This is a genomic window from Cytobacillus oceanisediminis 2691 (genome assembly GCF_000294775.2).
GTDB lineage: Bacteria > Bacillota > Bacilli > Bacillales > Cytobacillaceae > Cytobacillus > Cytobacillus pseudoceanisediminis.
The window spans coordinates 3,815,551-3,836,177 of the sequence record NZ_CP015506.1; the positions used below are offsets into that span (position 1 = coordinate 3,815,551).

Genomic DNA, 20,627 nt, shown 5'->3' on the forward strand with positions numbered 1-20,627 from the left:
AATCATAATTAATACTATTTTTCCAGAGATATGTACATTTGTCAATTTATCTGTGTATTATTCAAATATGTCTCTCTGAGAGAATTGTTCTTCTTCTACAATCAATTGTAAATCATAAAAGGTGATTAGTCTAATTTCATATTCATTTTCTTCCTGATATTTTTTTGCGGTTTCATACAAATATTTGGGGCTTCCCTCTTTTTCCAAATCATAAAAAAGAAGCAGCACATCACTTTTGCCGACAAAAAAATGATTTTTCACCCTGAATTGCTGAGGACTTTCATAAGGTTTTTTTGATACTGAATCAACAAAATCAGCCTGAAGCAGTATGGATTCATACCATTCTTTGTTCGCATCCTTCCAGGATGCTTCCTGCTCCAAAAAAGGAGTTATGAATGCAAGCTTCAGGTCTTCGTAACCTTCCAGCTTCAGGTCAGATACAACTTCAGCCGCCCAAAGCTCGGCACCCAGCTGCCCGCTGATGATTACCCACTCGAGCCCATCATCAATCAGTGAAAGCAGGCTTTTTCTTATGGCGGTTTTTATATAGCCGACTGCCGGGTCATCATTTTTAAAAATCCCTACTTCAAAAGGCTTATACCCTGAAATAACTGCTACTTTTGTCAATTGCAAAAACTCCTTAAAGAAATCTGGCCGGGACTCATTTAAGTTTCCATTTGATATTTATATAAATAAAACAAGGGCATAAAGCCCTTGTTGATTATCTGCCGGAAAAACTCGGCCCTTGTTTTGGCCCCATTCCGGTTGATGCTCCTGCTACGCCAGTTCCTGGTCCGCCATATCCTGGACCCATTCCCATACCTGGGCCCATTCCCATACCTGGACCCATTCCTGGGCTATATGCACCTGCCACGCCTGGTCTTGGTCCCATATTAACATTTGATTGTGTCACCTGGTTCACATTTGACTGAGTATGCGGGAAAGAATGCTGATTCTCATAGTTAATGTGGTTTACATGAGTATGATGTGTAGGATGAATGTGTGGAACCACAATGTTCTGGAACGAATGAGTTACACAGCATTTTGTCGGATGAACAACAGCAGGCATCACCTGCGAAGGTCTTGGTCTGCAAAACATGTAAAGATCCCCTTTCCAAATTGTTTTTACATTAACAACCTATGTGAGAAAGAGTAATCTTGTACTAATGAAAACACCTATTTTTTAGGTACTAGCCTTAGAGCATGCTGTAGAAACTGTCTTTTAAATTGGAGAAAACGATTGCTGTAGTGAAAATCACAAGGAAGAATAAAAATAAGATTGCTTTATACATTTTACCAGCCTCACTATATAAAATTCCTAAAAAAGTACCACACAAGTTATAATTTTACCTGTAAGAAGAAGTACATACAACTAGGAAATAGTGGATTTTTTTGTCTGGTATATTAAAATTATGTTACAGGGAAATTTAAGTTCGATTAAACTTTCGTTCAAGCCGTACAATCCGCCGATGCAATTCTTCCTGTTTTATTTTCAGCTTTTCTGTTTCGCCACCTGAGATATCTTTCATCATGTTAAAAGCTTTTTTCGCATATATAATTGCCTGGCCTATATCCTTTAAGCGATGCTCATAGATCTTGGCCAGTTCAATGCATGATATTACCTTCCTATTCATCAAGCCTTTTTCAGCAATATCCTTCCATAATTTTGCCGCCTCATCCCAATTTTTATGTTTCTTATGCTCAAAAGCCAGTGCAAACCTGGCATCCAAAGCTTCAGAAGACTCTCCTTCAGATATTCTATTAAAGGCTGTCTTCGCCTGTGAAGATTCACCCAATGTCGAAAGCCATCTTCCTACTTCATAGACCTCACGGGGAGTCTGTTTTTCATCCAGCTGCATTATTTGGAAAGAAAGATGTGTATAAAGACTGATCAGGGACAAAATATCTATTTCATTATGTTTAATTATTCCCAGCATTCCTTCAGGATTTTTTCTTTCCACAAAATCAAAATAGATCATCGGTGCCAGAAAACCCGGAATATCATCCTTTCTTTCGATCCCCAAAACATCTTTTTCCACTGCAGTAAGTTTTATCCTCTCGAGTTTGTGCTTCCACATTCTCCTTGCTGCATGATACAAATCAAAATGGCCAAATGGAGGAAGTTTGGGGACATGCTCCTTCAGAAGGGTATGCCTCGTTTTTACCTGCGGCCAGTCGAAAGCCTTCCCGTTGTATGTCACCATTGTTGAATAATCAATGCTTTCAAGAAAGCTTTTATACAATGGAATCTCGGCTCCAGGATGAGGAAGGATATGCTGCTTCAGCTTTATTTTATCTCCGTGCAGACTGGCTTGGCCAAGCAGGAAAATAGTGTTTCCAGTCCCTCCGCCTAAGCCTGTTGTCTCTGTATCAAAGAAGAAAAGATTTTCCGGCCCATGTCCGGCAGCAGACAGCGGATGCCTGATGCCTGAAGAATTCCAGGCCTCCACCGCCGCTGTAAACTGGCCAAAAGAATAGATTCCATGCATTTGATCAAGGCTATATTCCTTTTCCCTCACAAGGCAATAGGAGTCTTCAAAATAATATGGATAGACACTTTCGGCTTCCCATACTTCTTTAAATGGCACATCGATATTATTCTTTGACAACTTGACGGGTGATGGCTGTTTATCCTTCTCTGTACCGAGATGGCCCTTTAGCCTGTTCAGTTTGTTTTTAATGGACAAGTCTATCACCTGCTCGATTAACTCCATTTTTAAAAGAGCTGAGAATCCTGAGTACGTCTTTTTTCGCGGTTTCTGAAGAGGTATCAGTTCCAATGCAGGAAGGACACCCATGCTCACATGAACATCTGCTGACCATTTCCATCGTTTCGTGCATGATATGTTCTATTCCCCCAAAAATCTTCTCGCTTAGCCCTACCCCGCCGGGATACCTGTCATAAAAAAAGATCGTCGGCTTTTCATTATGGGCCGCTTTTACCTGTGGGACAACATGAACATCCTGAGGATCGCACATAACAAAAAGAGGCACAATATGTTTAAGCGCATGTGCTGTTCCGATGAGTCCCTGCTCAAGCCGGTCTTGCTTATAATTTAAGGATTCCTTGTTAAACGAAAGCCAGGTTGAGCTTGTATGAAGTTCTTCTTCCGGAAGTGTTATTGGACCGGATCCGATATTTTCATGTGTTTCAAACTTAATTTTCTTAAAGATCGTAGCCATTGCCACAACACTTACATCCCCAAACCCTACTTCCCCAATGGTGGATGATCTGAGTTTATCCTGTTCCAGCACCTTTAGCTCAACTGCCAGGTTAGCATCTGTAAAATAGTCTACATCCACTTCGCGGACAAATGCTTTTTTCTCTTCCCAATCAAGCATTTCCACCTGAAACTGGGTCCCCTGGTGGAGATAGATTGCTTCTTCATGCAGAAGGGTCATAGCGGAAAAGCGGTCCATTTCGCCAATAACTTTCACATTCGCGATATCCGATTGATCGATTATAACGACATTTTCCTGTGATGCTGAACGGAGGCTGATGTTATGGGCAGGAAATGAGTCTTTCATCCAATAAAATTTATCTCCATTTTGATGCAGTACCCTTTCTTCTGCCAGGTATTCCAATACCTCTTCAGTTTCAAAGGTGCCAAAACGTTCCCCGGCATTAAAAGGAAGCTCATAGGCTGCACACTTGATATGATCCACCAGAATAATAAGATTATCTGGATTAATTCTGGCTGTTTCAGGACTTTTATTAAAAAAGTAATCAGGGTTTTGAATAACATATTGGTCAAGCGGACTGGAGCTTGCCACCATGATGACAAGCGATTCACCATGCCTTCTGCCTGCACGGCCAGCCTGCTGCCATGAGCTGGCAATTGTACCGGGGTATCCGGTCATAATACAAACCTGCAGCTGTCCGATGTCCACTCCGAGCTCAAGCGCATTTGTGCTGACAACTCCATAAATCTCCCCTGAACGAAGTCCTTTTTCAATTTCCCGCCTCTGAGTTGGCAGATAACCGCCTCTATAACCCCGAATGGCTTTAGGTCCCAACTTATGCTTTACAAGCTCCTGGAGGTATGTCAGCAGAATCTCGACTCTGACTCTGCTTCTTGCAAACACAATGGTCTGGATTTTATTTTTCAGTAGTTCACCTGCGAGCTTTCTCGCTTCTAGAGTAGCGCTTCTTCTAATATTCAGCGGTTTATTGACAATAGGAGGATTGTAAAATACAAAATGTTTTTTCCCGCTCGGGGCTCCATTATTATCTACAAGTTTCATCGGCTTTTCTGTAAGCTTTTCTGCGAGTTCCAATGGATTTGCAATTGTTGCAGAAGTACAGATAAAAATGGGGTCACTTCCATAAAAACGGCAAATCCGTCTAAGGCGGCGTATGACATTGGCTACATGACTGCCAAATACCCCTCTGTAAATATGAAGTTCATCTATGACCACATACTTCAAATTTTCAAACAAAGACACCCATTTTGTATGATGGGGCAATATCGCCGAATGAAGCATGTCCGGGTTTGTTATAACCACATGCCCAGCCCTGCGTACCTTTTGCCGAATATTTGCTGGTGTATCCCCGTCGTATGTATAGGAATTGATATCCAATCCGGACTCCTGGATGATTTCATTGATTTCGCTTTTTTGGTCCTGAGCCAAGGCTTTTGTCGGAAACATATAAAGCGCCCTTGCATCTGGATCATTGACGATCGTCTGCAGGACTGGAAGGTTGTAGCAAAGTGTTTTGCCTGAGGCCGTTGGAGTAACTGCCACAAGACTGTCCCCATTCATGGCTGCCCGATAAGATGTTTTTTGATGTGTATAAAGCCTTGTAATGCCCCTCTTTTGCAATGCTTCTATTAAAGACGGATGTATGTCTTCCGGAAGGCCGGCAGTCTTAGCCTCTTTTTCTTCTATTGTATGCCAATGGACAATATTATCTTTATATTGCTGTTCAGATATAAGTTCTTTCATGATTTCAGGCAGATTTTTACGCACTTTCATCTATTTCACCTCATACCCCTATTCTAGCGAATAAACGTTCGTTCTAACAGAGCAAACTCTTAAATCCCATTAACTTTTTATGGAAATATTCTATTAAACTCTAAAATCCTTCGTCCTCAATTCCCTAAATTAGACTTCATGGGAAAAATTGACTGAAAGTTCTAAATATAGGACAATATTATGTATATTTTTCATTTTTTTAAGAGGTGAAGCCATGCTTTACAGCATTTTAAAATCAGCAGCGGTGTTTTTGTTAATTCTAATTGGATTTATCCTGATTCTTCTTCTTCCCCGGGAACAAGAAATAGCTGTTTTTTCGGCGTTTCATGTTGAAGCGGATTACCCCTTTAGCTTTGAATTATATAAAGAGAGAATACAAGATTTCACTGTTTATATAGTAACTGAAAAAGGTTTGGGTGATGCAAGGAGCGGACGCCCAGTCAGTGAGGAATCAGCGATATTTGTTAAGCGCAGCATTAAGATTATTTTGCCGGCCTTCATGGTCAGCATGCTGCTTGGCACACTGATGGGTGCACTCCAATTTTACAGGAGAAAAAAATTTTCCGGGAAGCTTCAGAACTTTCTTTCCTGGCTGTTTTCTTCCATACCCGATTTTTTTCTTTTTATTGCCATTCAATACCTTCTGATTCTGTTGATGCAGCAAGGGCTTCCTTACTTTAAGCTATATGGGCATGAAAATTGGTATAGCTTTTTACTGCCGCTCATTTCTTTATCCGTGTTTCCATTTCTTCACATGTCCCGTTTTACCTCGGCTGCACTTGAAAATGAAATGGGCGAAGAGTATGTGCGCACCACCTATGCAAAAGGGCTTGGCGACTTTAAAGCACTCCTGCATATGCTATGGAATTGCTGGTCCCCCATTTTGAACCAGGCGCAGCTGGTGATGCTCTATATCCTATCCAGTCTGCCAATCATTGAAAAGCTGGCTGGCTATAATGGGGCAGGCAAGGAGCTTCTATTCAGCATAACATCTAATGATGAAATTAAGGCACTGTCCCTGATGCTCCCTTTTCTCTTTATCATGTTTATTACTATTATCCTTTCACAGATAGCAAAATTCTGGCTCATGCCAAAAGGAAGGGCGTGATGGAGTATGCGCGTTTTAATATGGTTTAAGAGACATGCCCTATTTTGCACAGGAACTGTTTTTCTGATGCTACTATTGGCAATCACGTTTGCCGGACCTTATCTTCCTTTTGTAGACCGCGAGTTAACAAAGATTACTTACATCCTTAATGAGGATAAAAAGCCCGTTATACCGCCTTATCCGCCATCAGAGGAATACATATTCGGCACTGACAAAAGCGGAAGGGATTTACTCAGCCTGATTATATTGGGCGCAAAAGAAACCATTTTGCTGGTCGCCTGTATAACTGGCCTGAGATATACACTGGCAATTCCGCTCTCCTTTCTTGCGCACAAAAAATGGATGGGTACACACCTCTTCCTTAAATGGCTTAATGGACTGCTGTCATATATTCCGACCATCATCATTGTCATGCTTCTTGCCATGCTTCCGCCATTTTTGTTAACTGAACACCGGCCCCTATTCCTGCTCCTAATTATAGGTCTGGCAGAAATGCCCCGTGCCGCAGAAATGATAAAGCTGGAATTTGATCAGATTTCTTCCAAAGAATATATATATGGAGGGATTGCTGCTGGAGCTTCACCATACAGGCTTTTCAGAACATACTATCTGCCTTTTCTATTTAGCAAGCTTCTTGTATATATGGTTACAGACCTTGGAAAAGTCATGTTTTTACTTGGTCAATTAGGGTTTGTCGGCATTTTTATTTCCCAGGATTTAGTTCAATCCATGGGAGGAGATTGGCAATTGGTCAATAATTCGATTTCTTGGCCTATGATGCTGATGAAAGCCTTTGAGGATATAAGAGGCCCGATTTGGATTCCTTTCTTCCCAGCATTTGCAATGACCTGTGCCATCTTAACGTTTAATATATTCGCTCAGGGATTAAAATCATTTTTCACCAAGAAGGTCCGATATATTTAGACGTCCCAGCCGGACTATCTTCTTTAAGGAAACTGATTTTAAAATAAGCTTTTCTTTATATGAACGTTAAGAATGTTTTTTGTTACAATAAGCTTTATAGGACAGACGCAAGAGGTGGATTATGAGAGCAGAAGAAATTAAGGGAGTTCTTTCCCAGTTCTCTCTATTTAAAGAACTGAACAATGAAGAGCTCGATAAAGTGGTAGAGATATCAATTTCACGGGATTGGAAAAAAGGAAGCCATGTTTTTCTTCAGGATGACCCGCTGGATAATGTTTATTTTATTAACAACGGCAGAGTTAAGATTTATAGAAGTGATATTAATGGAAAAGAGCAGATTGTTGCCATCTTAACAAAAGGCGAGATGTTTCCTCACGTAGGATTTTTCAGAAAAGGGGGATATCCGGCTTTTTCGGAGGTGCTTGAAAATGCTCAACTCGTCGTTGTACCAATTTCGCAATTTGAAAAGGTACTAATTGAAAATCCCGTGCTATGCATTAAGGTGTTTAAAGTTCTGGGCGAGAAGATTGTTGATCTTCAGGAGCGGCTGGAAGCGCAAATTTTAAACAATACTTATGAACAAATTATCAAATTACTTGTCCGTCTAGCCAAAATGCATGGAAAAACGCTTGAAAACGGCAGCTTTCTTTTAAAAGGGGACTTCACCAATAAAGACCTCGCCAATATGATTGGCACTACAAGGGAAACGGTCAGCAGGACTTTAACCAAAATGAAAAAAGAAAAGTTAATTGAAACAGATCAGGATGGACATTTAATCATAAACCCTGATCAGCTCTTAGAGACAATCTTTTAAAAACCGCCTATGCGGTTTATTCTATTTTCCAGCTCAAGCGTTTACTCCCTCGAGGTTTCGGCCGTGAGCACCAAAGGAAAGATTCCTTGGAGGTTCTCGCAGTCGCAGGAACAAGCGGTTTTACTTGTTCCAAAGGGCGCTTCCGCTTTTCTTTTAACCTTATTTGCTCAACAGGAACATCCACCCAATTGGCAGCATAGGATATGTTGAAAAATCCTGTTTGAGAGGGGATGGATGTATATGGAGGATCCAAAGAAAAAAGACCGAAATGAGCCTTTTGGTGATTTAATGAAATCGATGAATCAGCTTTTTCATGAAAAACCCGTTAGAGGATTTCTGCAGACCATGGATGATTTCTTTAAGAATCCCTTCCCAAATTCTTCTTCCTTTCATGTCGATGTTGCGGAAACCGAAAAAGAACATATCATTAGTGCAGAACTTCCAGGAATAAATAGAGAGCAAATACAAATTGACATCCTGGACAATTATATAACCATTTCTGTCAAGTCCTCTGAGATGGTGACAGAAGAGGATGAGAAAAATAAAATCTTTAGAAGACAGCAAAGCATGCAGCGTTCCAGCCGGACCGTTCCGCTTCCCCAGCCAGTTAATGAAAAGAAAGTAAAGGCAGTTTACCAAAACGGCCTTCTGCAAATCACGGTGCCAAAGCAGCAGGGAAAAAGAATCGTAATCGATGAAAGCTGATCCTGCCTGCAAGCCAGGTAAAATTAATTCACTAATGCGGCCTGGTTAAACAAAAACAAGCAGGCTCAATGACTGCTTGTTTTTGTTTAAATGAACTAATTAGCTGTCTAGTTTAGATGTATCAATCCAATTATTGAAATAACCGGTCGGAACACTGAAGTAATCTTTTGTGAAGGATATAAACTCCTTTGTATCGACCTCTTTATAACGGAAATTTTGATAATAATCTGACAGGAACTGCATCCCCACGGCTTTAGGGGATTCTCCTTTTAGGGTATATTTTTCCTGAATCATCTGTAAAATCTCCAGAGAAGGCTGCCCATAGATATAGCCTGAATGCTTTACCTCATTAACCGGCACATTTGAATATTGCCTTCCAAGTCCAGCTTCTTCAATGGCCTCCATTCGAAAATGGGAAATGCCAAATGCCTGTCTTTCAGCCTGGTTTTGACCTGCATAGAAATACATAGAGGTGGCAAATTCAGTAATTCCTTCATCAATCCACGCATTATTGTAGGGGTCATTGGCCACTACTCCATAAAAATACTGATGCGCAATTTCATGAACAATAGATATATCATAAAATCTCTTATCATCAATATAAGGGTTAATGGTTACAATACCGGGATATTCCATAAATTGTCCATCATCTAAAACGATGTCAAGCTGCTCATGCGGGTAGTCTCCAATATGATCCTGATAGAATGTTAATGCATTTTTGGCCAGTGTCAATGAAGCTACAGGGTCTTTGTCATGATTGCTTCTTGAAAACAATCTGACCTTCACGCCGTCTTTCGCTTCCGTTTCATGAACTTCCATATCCTTCATGACAGCAATGAAGAAATCCCTGACCTTTTTGGCTTTAATATGCCCTTCATTCTTCCCTTCTGCAGGATCTTTGTCTGCTGTGGAAGCCAGAGAATACCCTTTCGGAAGCTTATAGGAAACGTTGAAATCAGAGAAGCCTGTATGAAATGTTTCCAGTCCTTCCATATACGGCTCTTTATTCCATTTGCCTTTTTGATAAACTGCAGCCATAGGGTACCATTGAGCAAGATAATAGTTTGTGTCTACTTTTGAAAAGCGGCTGCCTTTGTCAGGGACTGTAAATCCATATTCGATCTTTACATTATGTCTTCTTTTATCTTTCATTTCAGGTTTTAACTTTATGGTTAACGTATCACCCTTTAGCATAAATGACGCTTTTTGCCCGTTCACTGTTACCTTCCCGATATCTGCCTCAGATGTTCCCTCGACTGAATCAAATGTATGTCCCTCTGCAAAAACGTTTGGAATGAAATAAAATACAAGGTCTTCCCATTCTTTATTTGATTGGTTTTTCACTTGGATATTAGCATTGGCAGTGAAATAACCTTCGCCATTCATTTTCAGATCAATGTTGTAATCCGAGTGGCTGCCGCTTTTAACGCCAATATTGGCATCTTTTGCTGCCATTACATAAATTCCAGCACCAGCAAAAGCAATGACTAGTGAAGAAAAGGCTGCTTTTGGGGCAGAAAATGACCAAAACTTCTTTTTTTGGCCATATTGTTTTCTGGAAGGCTGAATTAATGGTTCATGCCCTGTCCTAATCCACGGTGTACGCTGATAATTTGACTGAAATCGATTCTTCAATCCATTTGCCAGAAGGCTGAAGGATACTGTTGTATATAAAAGGACTGCAAGTGGCGCAACTAATATATGAGTGTTTCCATAGATATTCAACCTCGCCTGCCCAACCAGCCCTGCGAGCTCTTTTGTAGCTGATAGGTATATGATGGGGTCAAATCTCATAATGGTTCCGCCGACAAAAATATTTAAAAGCGCCAGCTGGCCCATAAGAGCAATCACATACACAATTTCAAGTATAAACATAACAAGGAAAGTTTCCTTTAACTGAGGAAATAGATGCTTCCAAATCAAACGGTGTTTTCCAGCACCCAGTGCTTTGGCCGCTTCAATATAAACGGACTTATATAATTCAGCGGTTTTAAGCCTTACAGATGACACGATGCTAGGAATGCTGATGACCGACGCAATAACTATAAAGTAGACTATTAATACATTTTGTTTAAGGCTGCTGTTGAAGCTTATTGGCGCCAGGAAAAAATACAGGATCAGAAACAGCGGAACATAGCTCCAGGCATTTTCAAAAGCAATCAGCCAGCCTGGTGTCCGTTTCAATGTGCCAGCATACAAACCGATGATTGTTCCGAAAGCCATTTTAATCATCGTAACAGCAGCTGCAATAAAAACAGTGTATCTTAATCCATATAAAATCATGGACAAAAGGTCGTAGCCCCATTTGTCTGTCCCCAGCGGATAGGAGGGTGATTCAAAGGGCTCTAATGGCGGGGCCAAAACCTTCCCGTTTGTATATTGTGTTTCCAATGCTGCAGTCAATGAATGCGGTGCAAGATAAGGTCCAAATATGCTGAAAAAAAGCAAGCCTGCAACCATAAGAATTCCGATAATCAAGGAGTAATTTATTTTTAGCAGCTTATTCATAGATAAAACCCCGTTTAAACAGATAGAATATGAGCCTGTTAGAAATATAGACAATTAGAGAAATCAAAAGCATGGCAAACAAGCCAATTGCGATCGGCTGGACCTCATTGCTCTGAAAAATAAATTTAGTTATGCCGGAGACATTCATAATATGTTCAATAATGAAGAGATTGCCAATCGCCAGGGAAATCACTTTGATTAGCTCAGATTTAATAAATGGCTCCAAATTTTTAAATACATGCTGAAAATTTATGTAATTCAAGCTCATTCCTTTAGCAACTGCAGTCTTTATATAGTCCTCCCCGCTTGTTTGATAATATTTTACCGAAACAAGCTTAAATAGATATAGAGTTGGAGCTAAGCTTGCGAGCACTGTTGGAAACCAGGTGTTAAGGGCTCCTCCATCCGGCCTTAGTGAGATCACTCTGATCCCCGTCATTTTATATATTTTAACAGCGAGAATCATAGACATTACAATGATGATAAAGTCGGGTATGGACGCAAGGATATTCAAGAATGCACCAAAAAGCTTAGTTAGTTTGAAACGGCTGATAAATACCCCGAAAATAAGACTTATAACTAAGGAAGCATTCACAGCAATCAATACAATTAGCAGACTGGTAGTAAAGTTATCAGCAATATCCTCCGCTATAGGACGAGTTTGCCGGCCGAGCTGATAGGTACCCAGGCTGCCCCCGCTTACTTCTTTAATAAAATCTCCATAAATCTGCGGTAGACTTTCAAAGCTCCAATCAAGACTCCCGTTTGATGGATCAACAGAAATAATTTTTGGCAATGCCGCAAGTAGCAAAATTAATATAAATATGATAAATATTTGCTGAAGAGCACGAACCATACAAATCCCCCTTTATGACCATGAGCCATTTTTCTATCTTTTCACTTTTATCTAAAAAACTTTGTCAATCATGCGATAAATTCTTCTGGATAATAATTCCTATACAATGGGAGTCGCAAAAAATAGACCAGCTATTTTATTTTCAAATATATTTAATTTTTTTTCAAGTCTGATTTTTATATATAATTCCATGCCATTAAAATAAGAGATAAAAAAAAGGCCTATTCGGCCATGATCAGTTAAGCTTTAAATATTCCGCCAATCCCTTTTACCATCGATGACACTTGCGTTACAGCTGACATCATCTGACCTGCGGTATCCACCATTTTATTGAGATCAAGCGAACCATCCTGGGCTTTAAAGGAATTCATAATGCTTTGCACTCCAGATGGCTGTTTAGGAATGAATGATTGTTTAGGATACGGATTCATATACGGCATCTGCTGCGCAGCGGACTTGCTTGCCTGAGTTCCGTAATAATCTTCAGATTCTAATGGGTTTTGAAAAACACCAGCATTTTTCGAACCGGTCTTTGCGTAGTATCCTTGGTCATAGTTATGCTGCGGATAGGGATTTGGTGAATAATTTTGCTGCTGCAATCCTGCCATCTGAGGCGGCTGATGATACTCCATATTATAAGGCAAATAATAAGGGTTATACTGTCCAGCAGAATTATTATAATTCTGCATTGGCTGCTGCCTCATATAAAATTGGCCATTCGGCCCCATATAAAATGGATCCATGTATATACTTTGATTTAAATGGCCGTATGGCTGCAGATGGCTCGCTCTATTCATTACTCGGCCAAACATGGGCAAACATCCTCCCCATTCAAAAAATATAAGTATATTAGCAATAATTCCAGGCAAAAGCCTTCTAATTATCACCAATATAATATATGAAAGTTTTGCCCAGAATGTGAAAGGATCAATTAACATTAAAAATGGAAGCGGTTTCCGTTTTTGTCTAACTATGAAGAATCATGTCGGAAGTTTGATTTTTTTAAAAACGATGAAAAATAAATTTTCATGATAGGATATAAAAAACAAAACAGTTTCTTGTCCCCTTTTTCATTTACCGGGCTGCGGGGAAGAAATTTCTCCGCGAATCAATATTCTGAGGAGGCAATATCATGAATGTTCACGAACTAAAAATGAAGTTTCATCAGCTGCGGGAGTATACTCCTGAAAATGTTAATGAATTATTGGATTTTGCTAAAAAGGCCTATATCCATAATGAAATTTCCAGTACAGATTATCGAAATCTCGTTCGTGAGCTTGAAGCTCAAGGAGCGGCCGTTCCGGAAAGCTACAAAGATAACACCCTCCAGGATTCAGTAAATGCATAAGAAATATTTAAAAAAGGGACCCTATTTCAGGTTCCCTTTTTTTCTTCACCTACTAATTTTATCAATTGCTTTAGGACATACACGGCCGAATTAACATAATTAATGAACCTGGTTTTGCTTGTTTCAGGGAAAAATGCCTGAATGGAGACCAGTTCAATATGTTCAGCAGCAGATTCAATCTGCTGAGGATAAAGATTTCGGGGTTTATGAATGCCAATCCACTCCAGGGCTTCTTCTTTCCATCTTTCATTTATGGATTTAACATCATCGGCAAAAGGTTTGACTTCATTATAAAAATCACCCTTCTCACCTGATTCCTTAACCTTTTTAAACCTGCTGTCTGAGATTTCCACACATTCAAGCAGCTGTTCTGTCATTTGCAGCAGGGAATTTTCATGAACCATTCAGCATCAACTCCAATTAGAATAGCGGAAGGCGCCCGCTTAATAAAGGCACGCAGACTAAAACGCCACGTCCGGTGGCAACGTCTGCATGACCCACATCCTCCCAAAAGCTATCGCTTTCGGTCGTGCGATGTTTATGCTGACGAAGCCTTCCATGTCCTGTGGGCCTCATACATAAGACTCTTTAACCTTTTGGACGGATTGGCTTAGACCCGAGAGCCGATGGCGCCTGGAGCTAGACAGTTTTCTAACTTCAGATCTTATACGCTTTATTAAAAAATAAAAGTAGCTAGTCAACATTAGCTACTGAAGGATACTGCTATTCTATGCCACTTAGAAGCCAAGTTCAAGCTTCATTGCTGCTGACCTTTTTGTATCTTCTATATTGTCTGCCTCAGACCTGATTACCGTCATGCCCTCTTCAATCGCTTCCAGCCTGCTTTCGCAAACCTCCAGTTTTTCTGACTGTTCATAATACCAATCCTGGCGAAGCCCAGACAAATTAGACTCCAGGACATTTTCAAGCTCTTCCAGCTGATCATATATTTCTGTAAGCATGGCCAGCAATTCATCTTTTTCTACCATTTTTCCCTGCATACAAAAAACCTCCCGATTTCTTTTTCTCCTTGCTTCCTGCAATAAATACGACGAAGGATACAGTGAAAATTTTGCTGTGTGCCTACATAATTCTATTTCGTTTGTAGGTTTCCTCCATGCATGACAAAACTAGAAGTGATTCGTCAAAGAAAGTTCTTATTTGCATGGTAGCAACATGGTTTCGACAGCCCCCGGAAGAATGAAAACAGCGTCATTGAACAAACTAATTAACGGAGGTGTAATGTAATGGCAAAAAAAGAAAAAGAAAAACAAAATAAAGCACAGCCGAAAAAGCTGGAAGAAACAAAAACAGGCTATGGCAATAAGAAACTTGAAGGCCCTGACCGCCCTTCAACTTAAAAGAACAAAGGCGGAAGCGCCTTGATCAGCCCCGACAGGCATAAGACGAATCACGCAGATTTCTGGAGTGATTTGGCTTATGACCCGAGGGGCTAGGCGCTGGAGCTGGATGCAGATATTTTTTCATCAAAGTTATCCACATTGTTATATTTTATAATTTCATAGACATTGTAAAAAGCAAGGGATTCCTTGCTTTTTTTCACTATTCCGCTAACAAAGCAAGCGAAATAATTTCCCCAGCTTTGCAGCAGTATGAAGCTGTTTCTGCTTATGCAAATACCATTTGGTAATATGGACAGGGTGCTTTAAGACAACAGATTCAGATGCCCATTTACTTTTAATGCGTTTTTTTTCGGACCAATCATTAAATTGATGAATGTGATGGGTGATTATCGGGTATGTACAGCGTAAGAAAGGGGTGGTTCTCCGTTGTCTTCCCTCAAAGTATTTCTCATAATCATGTCTTGAACCAGTATGAACTGTGCCTGAAGCAAATTCATACACGTCCCCATAATAGCTGGTGTCAAATAAGATTTCTGCCAGCCGTTTTCCAAGATCAATTCTTTTCGACACCGAGCGGAAACCATTGACACTTGCCCCGTATAATTCCCCTTTACAAGTAGGGAAGATTACAGAACTAAAATGAAGATAGTCCTGAAAGGAAAAAAGCAATGTATGAAAAACTTTATTCTTATAAATTTCATGTTCCATTACAGGTTCTTGGATAACATTTTGTTCATTGATAATCAGTGAAATCATTAACCTCTTTTTATTTCTATTTTTCCAGAAAGAAAGCCACTCCTGTTCCATAAATGCCGATACACGAAAAATTTTTAATAAATGAAACATTGGCCTATTTATTTTCGTCGAATAATGATAGAGGAGCAATTGCGGAAATGCATCCTGAAAAATCAGCCAATTGGCCCTTTCATATGTAATATAAAGCATGTCCCGCAATTTCTTTCCTATCAATTTAGGAAAACAGTTTCCTTCAAGATCACACATATTCCAGCCGGCATTTCGAGACACCATGGAGGCAAGAAACGCCCAGCGTATCTCAGGATGCTTTTTATAAAATCTGAAATATGCTTCCGTTCTTGAAATATTGTCCAGGTTATATTTTGCAGTCATCTTCATAATATGATCCATTATTGCCTGTTCCTTTTTCTCATGGCTATTCAAGAATTTCCCAGGAAGAAACATCGCATTTCACCTCAGAAAATGAATGGTCTGTATTTGGCCAGCAGGCAGACACTCCAAATGACTCTGTAAAACGAATAAAACTGGAAAGTAACGCTCAAATGGAGTTTCCTATATACTTTGTTATTTAGAACTTTTTATTCAACCAAATCATGCTTACTTTTGTTATTATAGGGAGTAGTTTAAAACGAGGTGAATGCATGAATTTCCATTATCCTAATGGCAGGAGATATACTCCTTCTCCCAATAGCGCCAAAAAATTAACACCAGAGAAGAAATGGACCTACAGCAATCGTGGAATGACACTGGAGGAAGATATTAACGAAACGAATGAATTCTATCTGGAACATGGAATAGCCACTATTCATAAAAAACCAACGCCTGTTCAAATCGTCCAGGTTGATTATCCAAAGAGAAGTGCGGCCGTTATTAAAGAAGCATATTTCAAACAAGCATCAACAACAGATTATAATGGTGTGTATAAAGGGAGATATATTGATTTTGAAGCAAAAGAAACTCAGAACACGACCTCCTTCCCTCTAAAGAATTTTCATGAACACCAGGTGAAGCACATGGAGAAGGTATTAGCCCAGCAAGGGATTTGTTTTGTTCTTCTCCGCTTTTCTGCTACCGAAGAAGTTTTCCTTTTAGAGGCACATTATTTGCTCTCATACTGGGAGAGAATGAAGGCTGGGGGAAGAAAATCAATTACCAAGGGGGAAATCGAAATGCATGGCCACCACATTCCGCTTGGATTTCAGCCCAGAATTGACTATATTAAGATAATAGATTATCTTTATACCCTTAAATAAGTTTTTTTACAGTTCCATTGTCAAGAAAGGATGAACATAGATATGACTGAAAAATATCAATCAAGAGAGGAGCGCCGCAAACAGCAATCCAAGCCTAAAAAGAAGGGCAGAAAAAAAGGCACAGGCACTTTTAAACGTATTTTCCTAATTTTAATTGCCCTCGGGATTGCTGGAATGCTTATAGGAGCAGGCGCTTTTGCTTTTATGGTGAAAGACGCACCAAAGCTTGATGAAAAATTGCTGAAGGATCCAATTTCTTCACAGATTTACGATATGGAGGGCGAATTCATTACTGATGTAGGCTCCGAAAACCGTGATTATGTCGCTTATGAAGACATACCAAAACTAGTGGAAGACGCGTTTTTGGCAACTGAGGATGTTCGCTTTTACAAACATAATGGCATGGACTTAATTCGATTAGGCGGTGCAGTAATAGCCAACGTAACTCGCGGATTTGGTTCTGAAGGGGCAAGTACGATTACCCAGCAGGTGGTAAAGAACTCCTTCTTAAATAATGAAAAAACGCTAAGCAGGAAAGCCCAGGAAGCCTGGCTCGCATTCCAGCTTGAGCGCAAGTATACAAAACAGGAAATCTTTGAGATGTATGTGAACAAGATTTACATGTCAGAAGGGCATGGAGTTTTAACGGCATCGAAAATCTTTTTTGATAAAGAACTAGATGAGCTGGAGCTGCATGAAGCGGCCCTCTTAGCCGGCATGCCGCAAAGCCCGAACAATTATAATCCTTTTGATCATCCTGACAAGGCAGAGAAAAGGAGAAATATTGTCCTTTCACTGATGAATCAGCATGGTTTCATTACAAAAGAACAAATGGAAGCAGCCCAAAAAGTTCCTGTGGAATCTACACTTGTGGCTGAAGAGAAAAGAGAAACAAACGAATCAAAATATGATTCTTTCATCGATGTTGTCTTGGATGAAGTAGAAAAGAAATACCCGGATCTTAACCCATATTCTGATGGATTAAAAATTTATACGACCCTGGATCCAAATGCACAGAAACACGTAGAAAACATCTTAAACACTGATGCAGCGGTAGCGTATCCAGATGACGAATTCCAGGCAGGAATCACTTTGCTGGATACAAAAACTGGGGAAATAAGAGCAATTGGCGGCGGTCGCAACCAGGAAGTAAAACGCGGGTTTAACTATGCTGTAGATCAAAAAAGACATGCTGGTTCAACTTTTAAACCGATTGTCGATTATGGCCCAGCAATCGAGTATCTAAAATGGGGAACCTACCAGACTATTGTTGATGAACCCCACACATATTCCGGCGGAACAAAAATTAATAACTGGGACGGAAAACATATGGGCCCTATGTCCATGCGTGAAGCCCTCGCCCGTTCACGTAATATCCCGGCCCTGAAAACCCTTCAGGAAGTAGGAACTGATAAGGCTTTAGAATTCACCAATAGATTAGGCATCCCAATGGAAGAAATGTATGAGTCATATTCTATCGGCGCATATGAGGTTTCCTCTCTGCAGGTAGCCGGCGCATATAGTGCTTTTGGGAATAATGGCTTTTACACTGAGCCTCATGCCATCAAGCAAATTGAAATGCGTGACGGCACGAAGCTTGACTTGAAACCAGAGTCTGAAGTAGTGATGAAAGATTATACAGCATTTATGATTAGTGACATGCTGAAAAGTGTAGTTAAATCTTCATATGGAACTGGCCGACAGGCAGATGTTCAAGGATTGCCTGTAGCAGGAAAAACAGGAACTACAAACTACACTGATGAACAGGAACAGGAATGGGGAATTCCTAGTGGTGCTGTGCCTGATGCATGGTTTGCAGGTTATACGACGAACTATACAGCAGCTATATGGACCGGCTATCAGGATAGAAAAAACTATATCCCTGCAGGCGATGAGCAAAAAATTGCGCAAAGACTTTTCAGCAGTCTAATGGCACATGTTTCAGAAGGAAAAGAAACAGAAGACTTCAAGGTCCCTAACTCCGTGGAGGAGGTTGCCATTGAAAAAGGAAGCAACCCTGCCAAACGGGCAAGCCAATTTACACCTAAGGACCAAATCATTTATGAATATGCTGTAAAAGGCAATGCTCCGACACAAGTGTCTGAGAAGTTTGATAAACTCGACTCCCCTTCTGGTCTGTCAGCGAACTTTGACCAGGAGACAAATGAAATTGCATTATCATGGGAATACCCAGAAGACGCAGAAGGCACTCAATTTGAAGTGACGGTATCCGTAAATGAAGGCGGAGATCAGCAGCTTAGCGTCACTTCTGAAAAAGGCTTAAAAATTGCCAACCCTCAGCCAGGAGCTGTTTATACCTTTAAAGTAACAGCATTTAAAGGTGATCAGCAAAGTGATCCTGCCTCTGTAAAAGTAGAACTCCCTGATCCAGGCGTCATCGAAGAAGATGAAACTGAAGGTGAAGGACAAGATGGAACTGGCGAAGAGGAACAGGAAGGTCAAGAAGGACAAAATGGTGAAGACGGCCAGGACGGAAACCAAGATGGCGACGGTTCTGGAAATGGTGAAGGTGAAGGTTCCGGTGATGGTTCCGGAGATGGCGAAGGAGCCGGAAACGGTGAAGGTAATGGTGAAGGTTCCGGAGATGGCGACACCGGTACCGGAGAAGGAAATGGAGCGGGTGCTGGAGATACAGGAGGTACTGGAGATACTGGAGGTACTGGCAGCGGCGGAAACGGCAATGGCAGCGGCACTTCAGGCTCGAGCGGTTCTGGAAATGGATCTGGCACATAACTAAATAGAAATGAAGAGCTGGCTTGCACATAACCCTGTCAAGTAGACATTGAAAAAAGAGTATACTAAGCTGCGGCCTTTTCTCGATATTCTATCGGGGAAAGGTCGTTTAATTTACTTTGAAAACGGTCTTGATTGTAAAAATGTATATAATCCTGAATTGCTACGTAAGCTTCTTCCATTGTTTTGGGACGTACTAAATAAACTTTCTCCGTCTTTAAATGAGAAAAGAAACACTCTATACAAGCATTATCATGACAGTTTCCTCTTCTTGAATGGCTGCCTATAACTTGGAGGTCCTCCTTCACTTGTTTTTCGTATGCTTTGGTTGTATATTGAAACCCCTGATCTGAGTGGATTAAAGCATTTTTTGCGAACTGCTTGCCTTCTAGCTGTTTTATAGTATCTATGACTAACTTAAGATCGTTCCTTTCAGATAACTGCCATGAAACAATTTCATTGTTATATAAGTCTAAAACAGCTGACAGATAGACAAACTCATCCCCAACTCGGATGTAAGTAATATCTGTGACGAGTTTTTCATACGGTTTTTCAGCAAAGAACTCCCGATTTAAGACATTGGGAAATAAAACGGATCCTTTTCGTCCATAGAATGGACGTTTCTTGCGAATGACAGAACGAATACCTAATTCCCTCATTAATCTTCTGACCCGTTTATGATTAGCTACAATTCCCTCCCGGGAAAGAGCCCTTGTCATTCGTTTATATCCGTAGTAAGGATGCATTTTGTGGATGGCTAAGATATGCTCTTTTACTAAAATATTCTCCTCAAGACGGATTCTTCGTATAGGATTTGTATTGCGCCACTTGTAATATCCTGCTTTTGAAACTTCCCCAATTTTCAGTAGCCACGCAAGGGGATACTTTTCCCTTAAATTATCAATAATTTGAAATCGATCTGCTTTTAGGACCATTCCTTCCCATGTAGATTTGGATTGCGCTTTTTTAAGTATTCCACCTGCGCTTTCAGATAGGCATTCTCTTCTTCCAAATTATTAAAGTTTTTCTTATTCCAATGCCCACGCTGGTCATCAAATGATTCTCCGTTTCGTACTTTTTTAACCCAATTTGCAATTTGGGCATCACTTTTAATACCAAAATGTTCTCGAAGCTGTTTATAAGACCATTTCTCCTCCAACTTCAAACGAACAACTTCTCGCTTAAACCCCTCTGTATAGGTTTTAAAGGTTTGTCCTTTTTTGGCCATAGAAAAAACCCCTCCAAGTAGACTAGTAAGAA

At 40.3% G+C, this 20,627-nt stretch carries 19 protein-coding genes; 8 read left to right on the forward strand and 11 right to left on the reverse strand.

What is annotated here, in order from left to right; genetic code table 11:
• Positions 1–57: 57 nt before the first annotated feature.
• From A361_RS19160 to A361_RS19175, 4 genes are all read right to left on the reverse strand, one after another.
• On the reverse strand, positions 58–627 hold the full coding sequence (locus A361_RS19160; protein ID WP_009332692.1) for a DUF1273 domain-containing protein: 570 nt from the start codon (positions 625–627) through the stop codon (positions 58–60).
• Positions 628–721: 94 nt separating this feature from the next.
• Positions 722–1,099, reverse strand: coding sequence for a CotD family spore coat protein (locus A361_RS19165; RefSeq protein ID WP_009332693.1), 378 nt, complete (start codon positions 1,097–1,099; stop codon positions 722–724).
• Between the two features lie 328 nt (positions 1,100–1,427).
• A complete protein-coding gene (locus tag A361_RS19170) occupies positions 1,428–2,687 on the reverse strand; it encodes a ribonuclease H-like domain-containing protein (RefSeq protein ID WP_019379760.1) in 1,260 nt (419 codons plus the stop codon).
• Positions 2,677–4,977 (reverse strand): DEAD/DEAH box helicase, encoded by a 2,301-nt coding sequence (locus A361_RS19175; protein ID WP_019379761.1) that lies wholly within the window; start codon positions 4,975–4,977, stop codon positions 2,677–2,679. Before A361_RS19175 ends, A361_RS19170 begins: the two co-directional genes overlap by 11 nt.
• Positions 4,978–5,191: 214 nt before the next feature.
• On the opposite strand from A361_RS19175, the gene A361_RS19180 reads away from it, so the two are divergent.
• From A361_RS19180 to A361_RS19195, 4 genes are all read left to right on the forward strand, one after another.
• A complete protein-coding gene (locus tag A361_RS19180; RefSeq protein ID WP_019379762.1) occupies positions 5,192–6,085 on the forward strand; it encodes an ABC transporter permease in 894 nt (297 codons plus the stop codon).
• Positions 6,086–6,151: 66 nt separating this feature from the next.
• Complete coding sequence (locus tag A361_RS19185; RefSeq protein WP_226280631.1) at positions 6,152–7,009, forward strand: ABC transporter permease subunit; 858 nt, start codon at positions 6,152–6,154, stop codon at positions 7,007–7,009.
• Positions 7,010–7,130: 121 nt separating this feature from the next.
• The gene (locus A361_RS19190) at positions 7,131–7,823 is read left to right on the forward strand and encodes a Crp/Fnr family transcriptional regulator (RefSeq protein WP_009332698.1); all 693 of its coding nucleotides are present in this window, start codon (positions 7,131–7,133) and stop codon (positions 7,821–7,823) included.
• Positions 7,824–8,063: 240 nt separating this feature from the next.
• Complete coding sequence (locus A361_RS19195) at positions 8,064–8,528, forward strand: Hsp20 family protein (RefSeq protein WP_009332699.1); 465 nt, start codon at positions 8,064–8,066, stop codon at positions 8,526–8,528.
• A gap of 99 nt (positions 8,529–8,627) precedes the next feature.
• On the opposite strand, the gene A361_RS19200 is transcribed toward A361_RS19195, so the two are convergent.
• The 3 genes from A361_RS19200 to A361_RS19210 form a co-directional block, all read right to left on the reverse strand.
• Positions 8,628–11,036 (reverse strand): ABC transporter permease subunit, encoded by a 2,409-nt coding sequence (locus A361_RS19200; protein WP_019379763.1) that lies wholly within the window; start codon positions 11,034–11,036, stop codon positions 8,628–8,630.
• The gene (locus A361_RS19205; protein ID WP_009332701.1) at positions 11,029–11,892 is read right to left on the reverse strand and encodes an ABC transporter permease subunit; all 864 of its coding nucleotides are present in this window, start codon (positions 11,890–11,892) and stop codon (positions 11,029–11,031) included. Before A361_RS19205 ends, A361_RS19200 begins: the two co-directional genes overlap by 8 nt.
• A gap of 239 nt (positions 11,893–12,131) precedes the next feature.
• Positions 12,132–12,689, reverse strand: a complete 558-nt coding sequence (locus A361_RS19210; protein WP_236887913.1) for a YppG family protein — start codon at positions 12,687–12,689, stop codon at positions 12,132–12,134.
• 13 nt (positions 12,690–12,702) lie between these two features.
• Here A361_RS19210 and A361_RS30300 point away from each other — a divergent pair, with 13 nt between their 5' ends.
• Complete coding sequence (locus A361_RS30300) at positions 12,703–12,924, forward strand: hypothetical protein (RefSeq protein ID WP_019379765.1); 222 nt, start codon at positions 12,703–12,705, stop codon at positions 12,922–12,924.
• A gap of 100 nt (positions 12,925–13,024) precedes the next feature.
• Complete coding sequence (locus A361_RS19220) at positions 13,025–13,240, forward strand: YppF family protein (protein ID WP_009332703.1); 216 nt, start codon at positions 13,025–13,027, stop codon at positions 13,238–13,240.
• Between the two features lie 26 nt (positions 13,241–13,266).
• On the opposite strand, the gene A361_RS19225 is transcribed toward A361_RS19220, so the two are convergent.
• From A361_RS19225 to A361_RS19235, 3 genes are all read right to left on the reverse strand, one after another.
• A complete protein-coding gene (locus A361_RS19225) occupies positions 13,267–13,644 on the reverse strand; it encodes a YppE family protein (protein ID WP_019379766.1) in 378 nt (125 codons plus the stop codon).
• Between the two features lie 333 nt (positions 13,645–13,977).
• On the reverse strand, positions 13,978–14,241 hold the full coding sequence (locus A361_RS19230) for a hypothetical protein (protein ID WP_019379767.1): 264 nt from the start codon (positions 14,239–14,241) through the stop codon (positions 13,978–13,980).
• 570 nt (positions 14,242–14,811) lie between these two features.
• Positions 14,812–15,804, reverse strand: coding sequence for a DUF2515 domain-containing protein (locus A361_RS19235; RefSeq protein ID WP_019379770.1), 993 nt, complete (start codon positions 15,802–15,804; stop codon positions 14,812–14,814).
• Positions 15,805–16,001: 197 nt separating this feature from the next.
• Here A361_RS19235 and recU point away from each other — a divergent pair, with 197 nt between their 5' ends.
• Complete coding sequence (gene recU / locus A361_RS19240; RefSeq protein ID WP_009332707.1) at positions 16,002–16,613, forward strand: Holliday junction resolvase RecU; 612 nt, start codon at positions 16,002–16,004, stop codon at positions 16,611–16,613.
• 42 nt (positions 16,614–16,655) lie between these two features.
• Positions 16,656–19,367 carry a PBP1A family penicillin-binding protein gene (locus A361_RS19245; protein WP_019379771.1) on the forward strand — a complete coding sequence of 904 codons (2,712 nt, stop codon included), beginning with the start codon at positions 16,656–16,658 and terminating at the stop codon, positions 19,365–19,367.
• Between the two features lie 65 nt (positions 19,368–19,432).
• Here the strand turns inward: A361_RS19245 and A361_RS19250 are convergent.
• Positions 19,433–20,595, reverse strand: a protein-coding gene (locus A361_RS19250) for an IS3 family transposase (RefSeq protein ID WP_099049166.1) whose coding sequence is annotated in 2 segments (ribosomal slippage) — positions 19,433–20,337 and positions 20,337–20,595 — 1,164 coding nt in all. Because the reading frame shifts where the segments join, the coding sequence is not laid out codon by codon here.
• Between the last annotated feature and the right edge of the window lie 32 nt (positions 20,596–20,627).

Coding starts and splice junctions, on each gene's coding strand:
- A361_RS19165 (WP_009332693.1), bottom strand. CDS start 1,099: ATGTTTTGCAGACCAAGACCTTCGCAGGTGATGCCTGCTGTTGTTCAT.
- A361_RS19175 (WP_019379761.1), bottom strand. CDS start 4,977: ATGAAAGTGCGTAAAAATCTGCCTGAAATCATGAAAGAACTTATATCT.
- A361_RS19180 (WP_019379762.1), top strand. CDS start 5,192: ATGCTTTACAGCATTTTAAAATCAGCAGCGGTGTTTTTGTTAATTCTA.
- A361_RS19185 (WP_226280631.1), top strand. CDS start 6,152: ATGCTACTATTGGCAATCACGTTTGCCGGACCTTATCTTCCTTTTGTA.
- A361_RS19190 (WP_009332698.1), top strand. CDS start 7,131: ATGAGAGCAGAAGAAATTAAGGGAGTTCTTTCCCAGTTCTCTCTATTT.
- A361_RS19195 (WP_009332699.1), top strand. CDS start 8,064: ATGGAGGATCCAAAGAAAAAAGACCGAAATGAGCCTTTTGGTGATTTA.
- A361_RS19200 (WP_019379763.1), bottom strand. CDS start 11,036: ATGAATAAGCTGCTAAAAATAAATTACTCCTTGATTATCGGAATTCTT.
- A361_RS19205 (WP_009332701.1), bottom strand. CDS start 11,892: ATGGTTCGTGCTCTTCAGCAAATATTTATCATATTTATATTAATTTTG.
- A361_RS19210 (WP_236887913.1), bottom strand. CDS start 12,689: ATGAATAGAGCGAGCCATCTGCAGCCATACGGCCATTTAAATCAAAGT.
- A361_RS30300 (WP_019379765.1), top strand. CDS start 12,703: ATGGGCAAACATCCTCCCCATTCAAAAAATATAAGTATATTAGCAATA.
- A361_RS19220 (WP_009332703.1), top strand. CDS start 13,025: ATGAATGTTCACGAACTAAAAATGAAGTTTCATCAGCTGCGGGAGTAT.
- A361_RS19225 (WP_019379766.1), bottom strand. CDS start 13,644: ATGGTTCATGAAAATTCCCTGCTGCAAATGACAGAACAGCTGCTTGAA.
- A361_RS19230 (WP_019379767.1), bottom strand. CDS start 14,241: ATGCAGGGAAAAATGGTAGAAAAAGATGAATTGCTGGCCATGCTTACA.
- A361_RS19235 (WP_019379770.1), bottom strand. CDS start 15,804: ATGTTTCTTCCTGGGAAATTCTTGAATAGCCATGAGAAAAAGGAACAG.
- recU (WP_009332707.1), top strand. CDS start 16,002: ATGAATTTCCATTATCCTAATGGCAGGAGATATACTCCTTCTCCCAAT.
- A361_RS19245 (WP_019379771.1), top strand. CDS start 16,656: ATGACTGAAAAATATCAATCAAGAGAGGAGCGCCGCAAACAGCAATCC.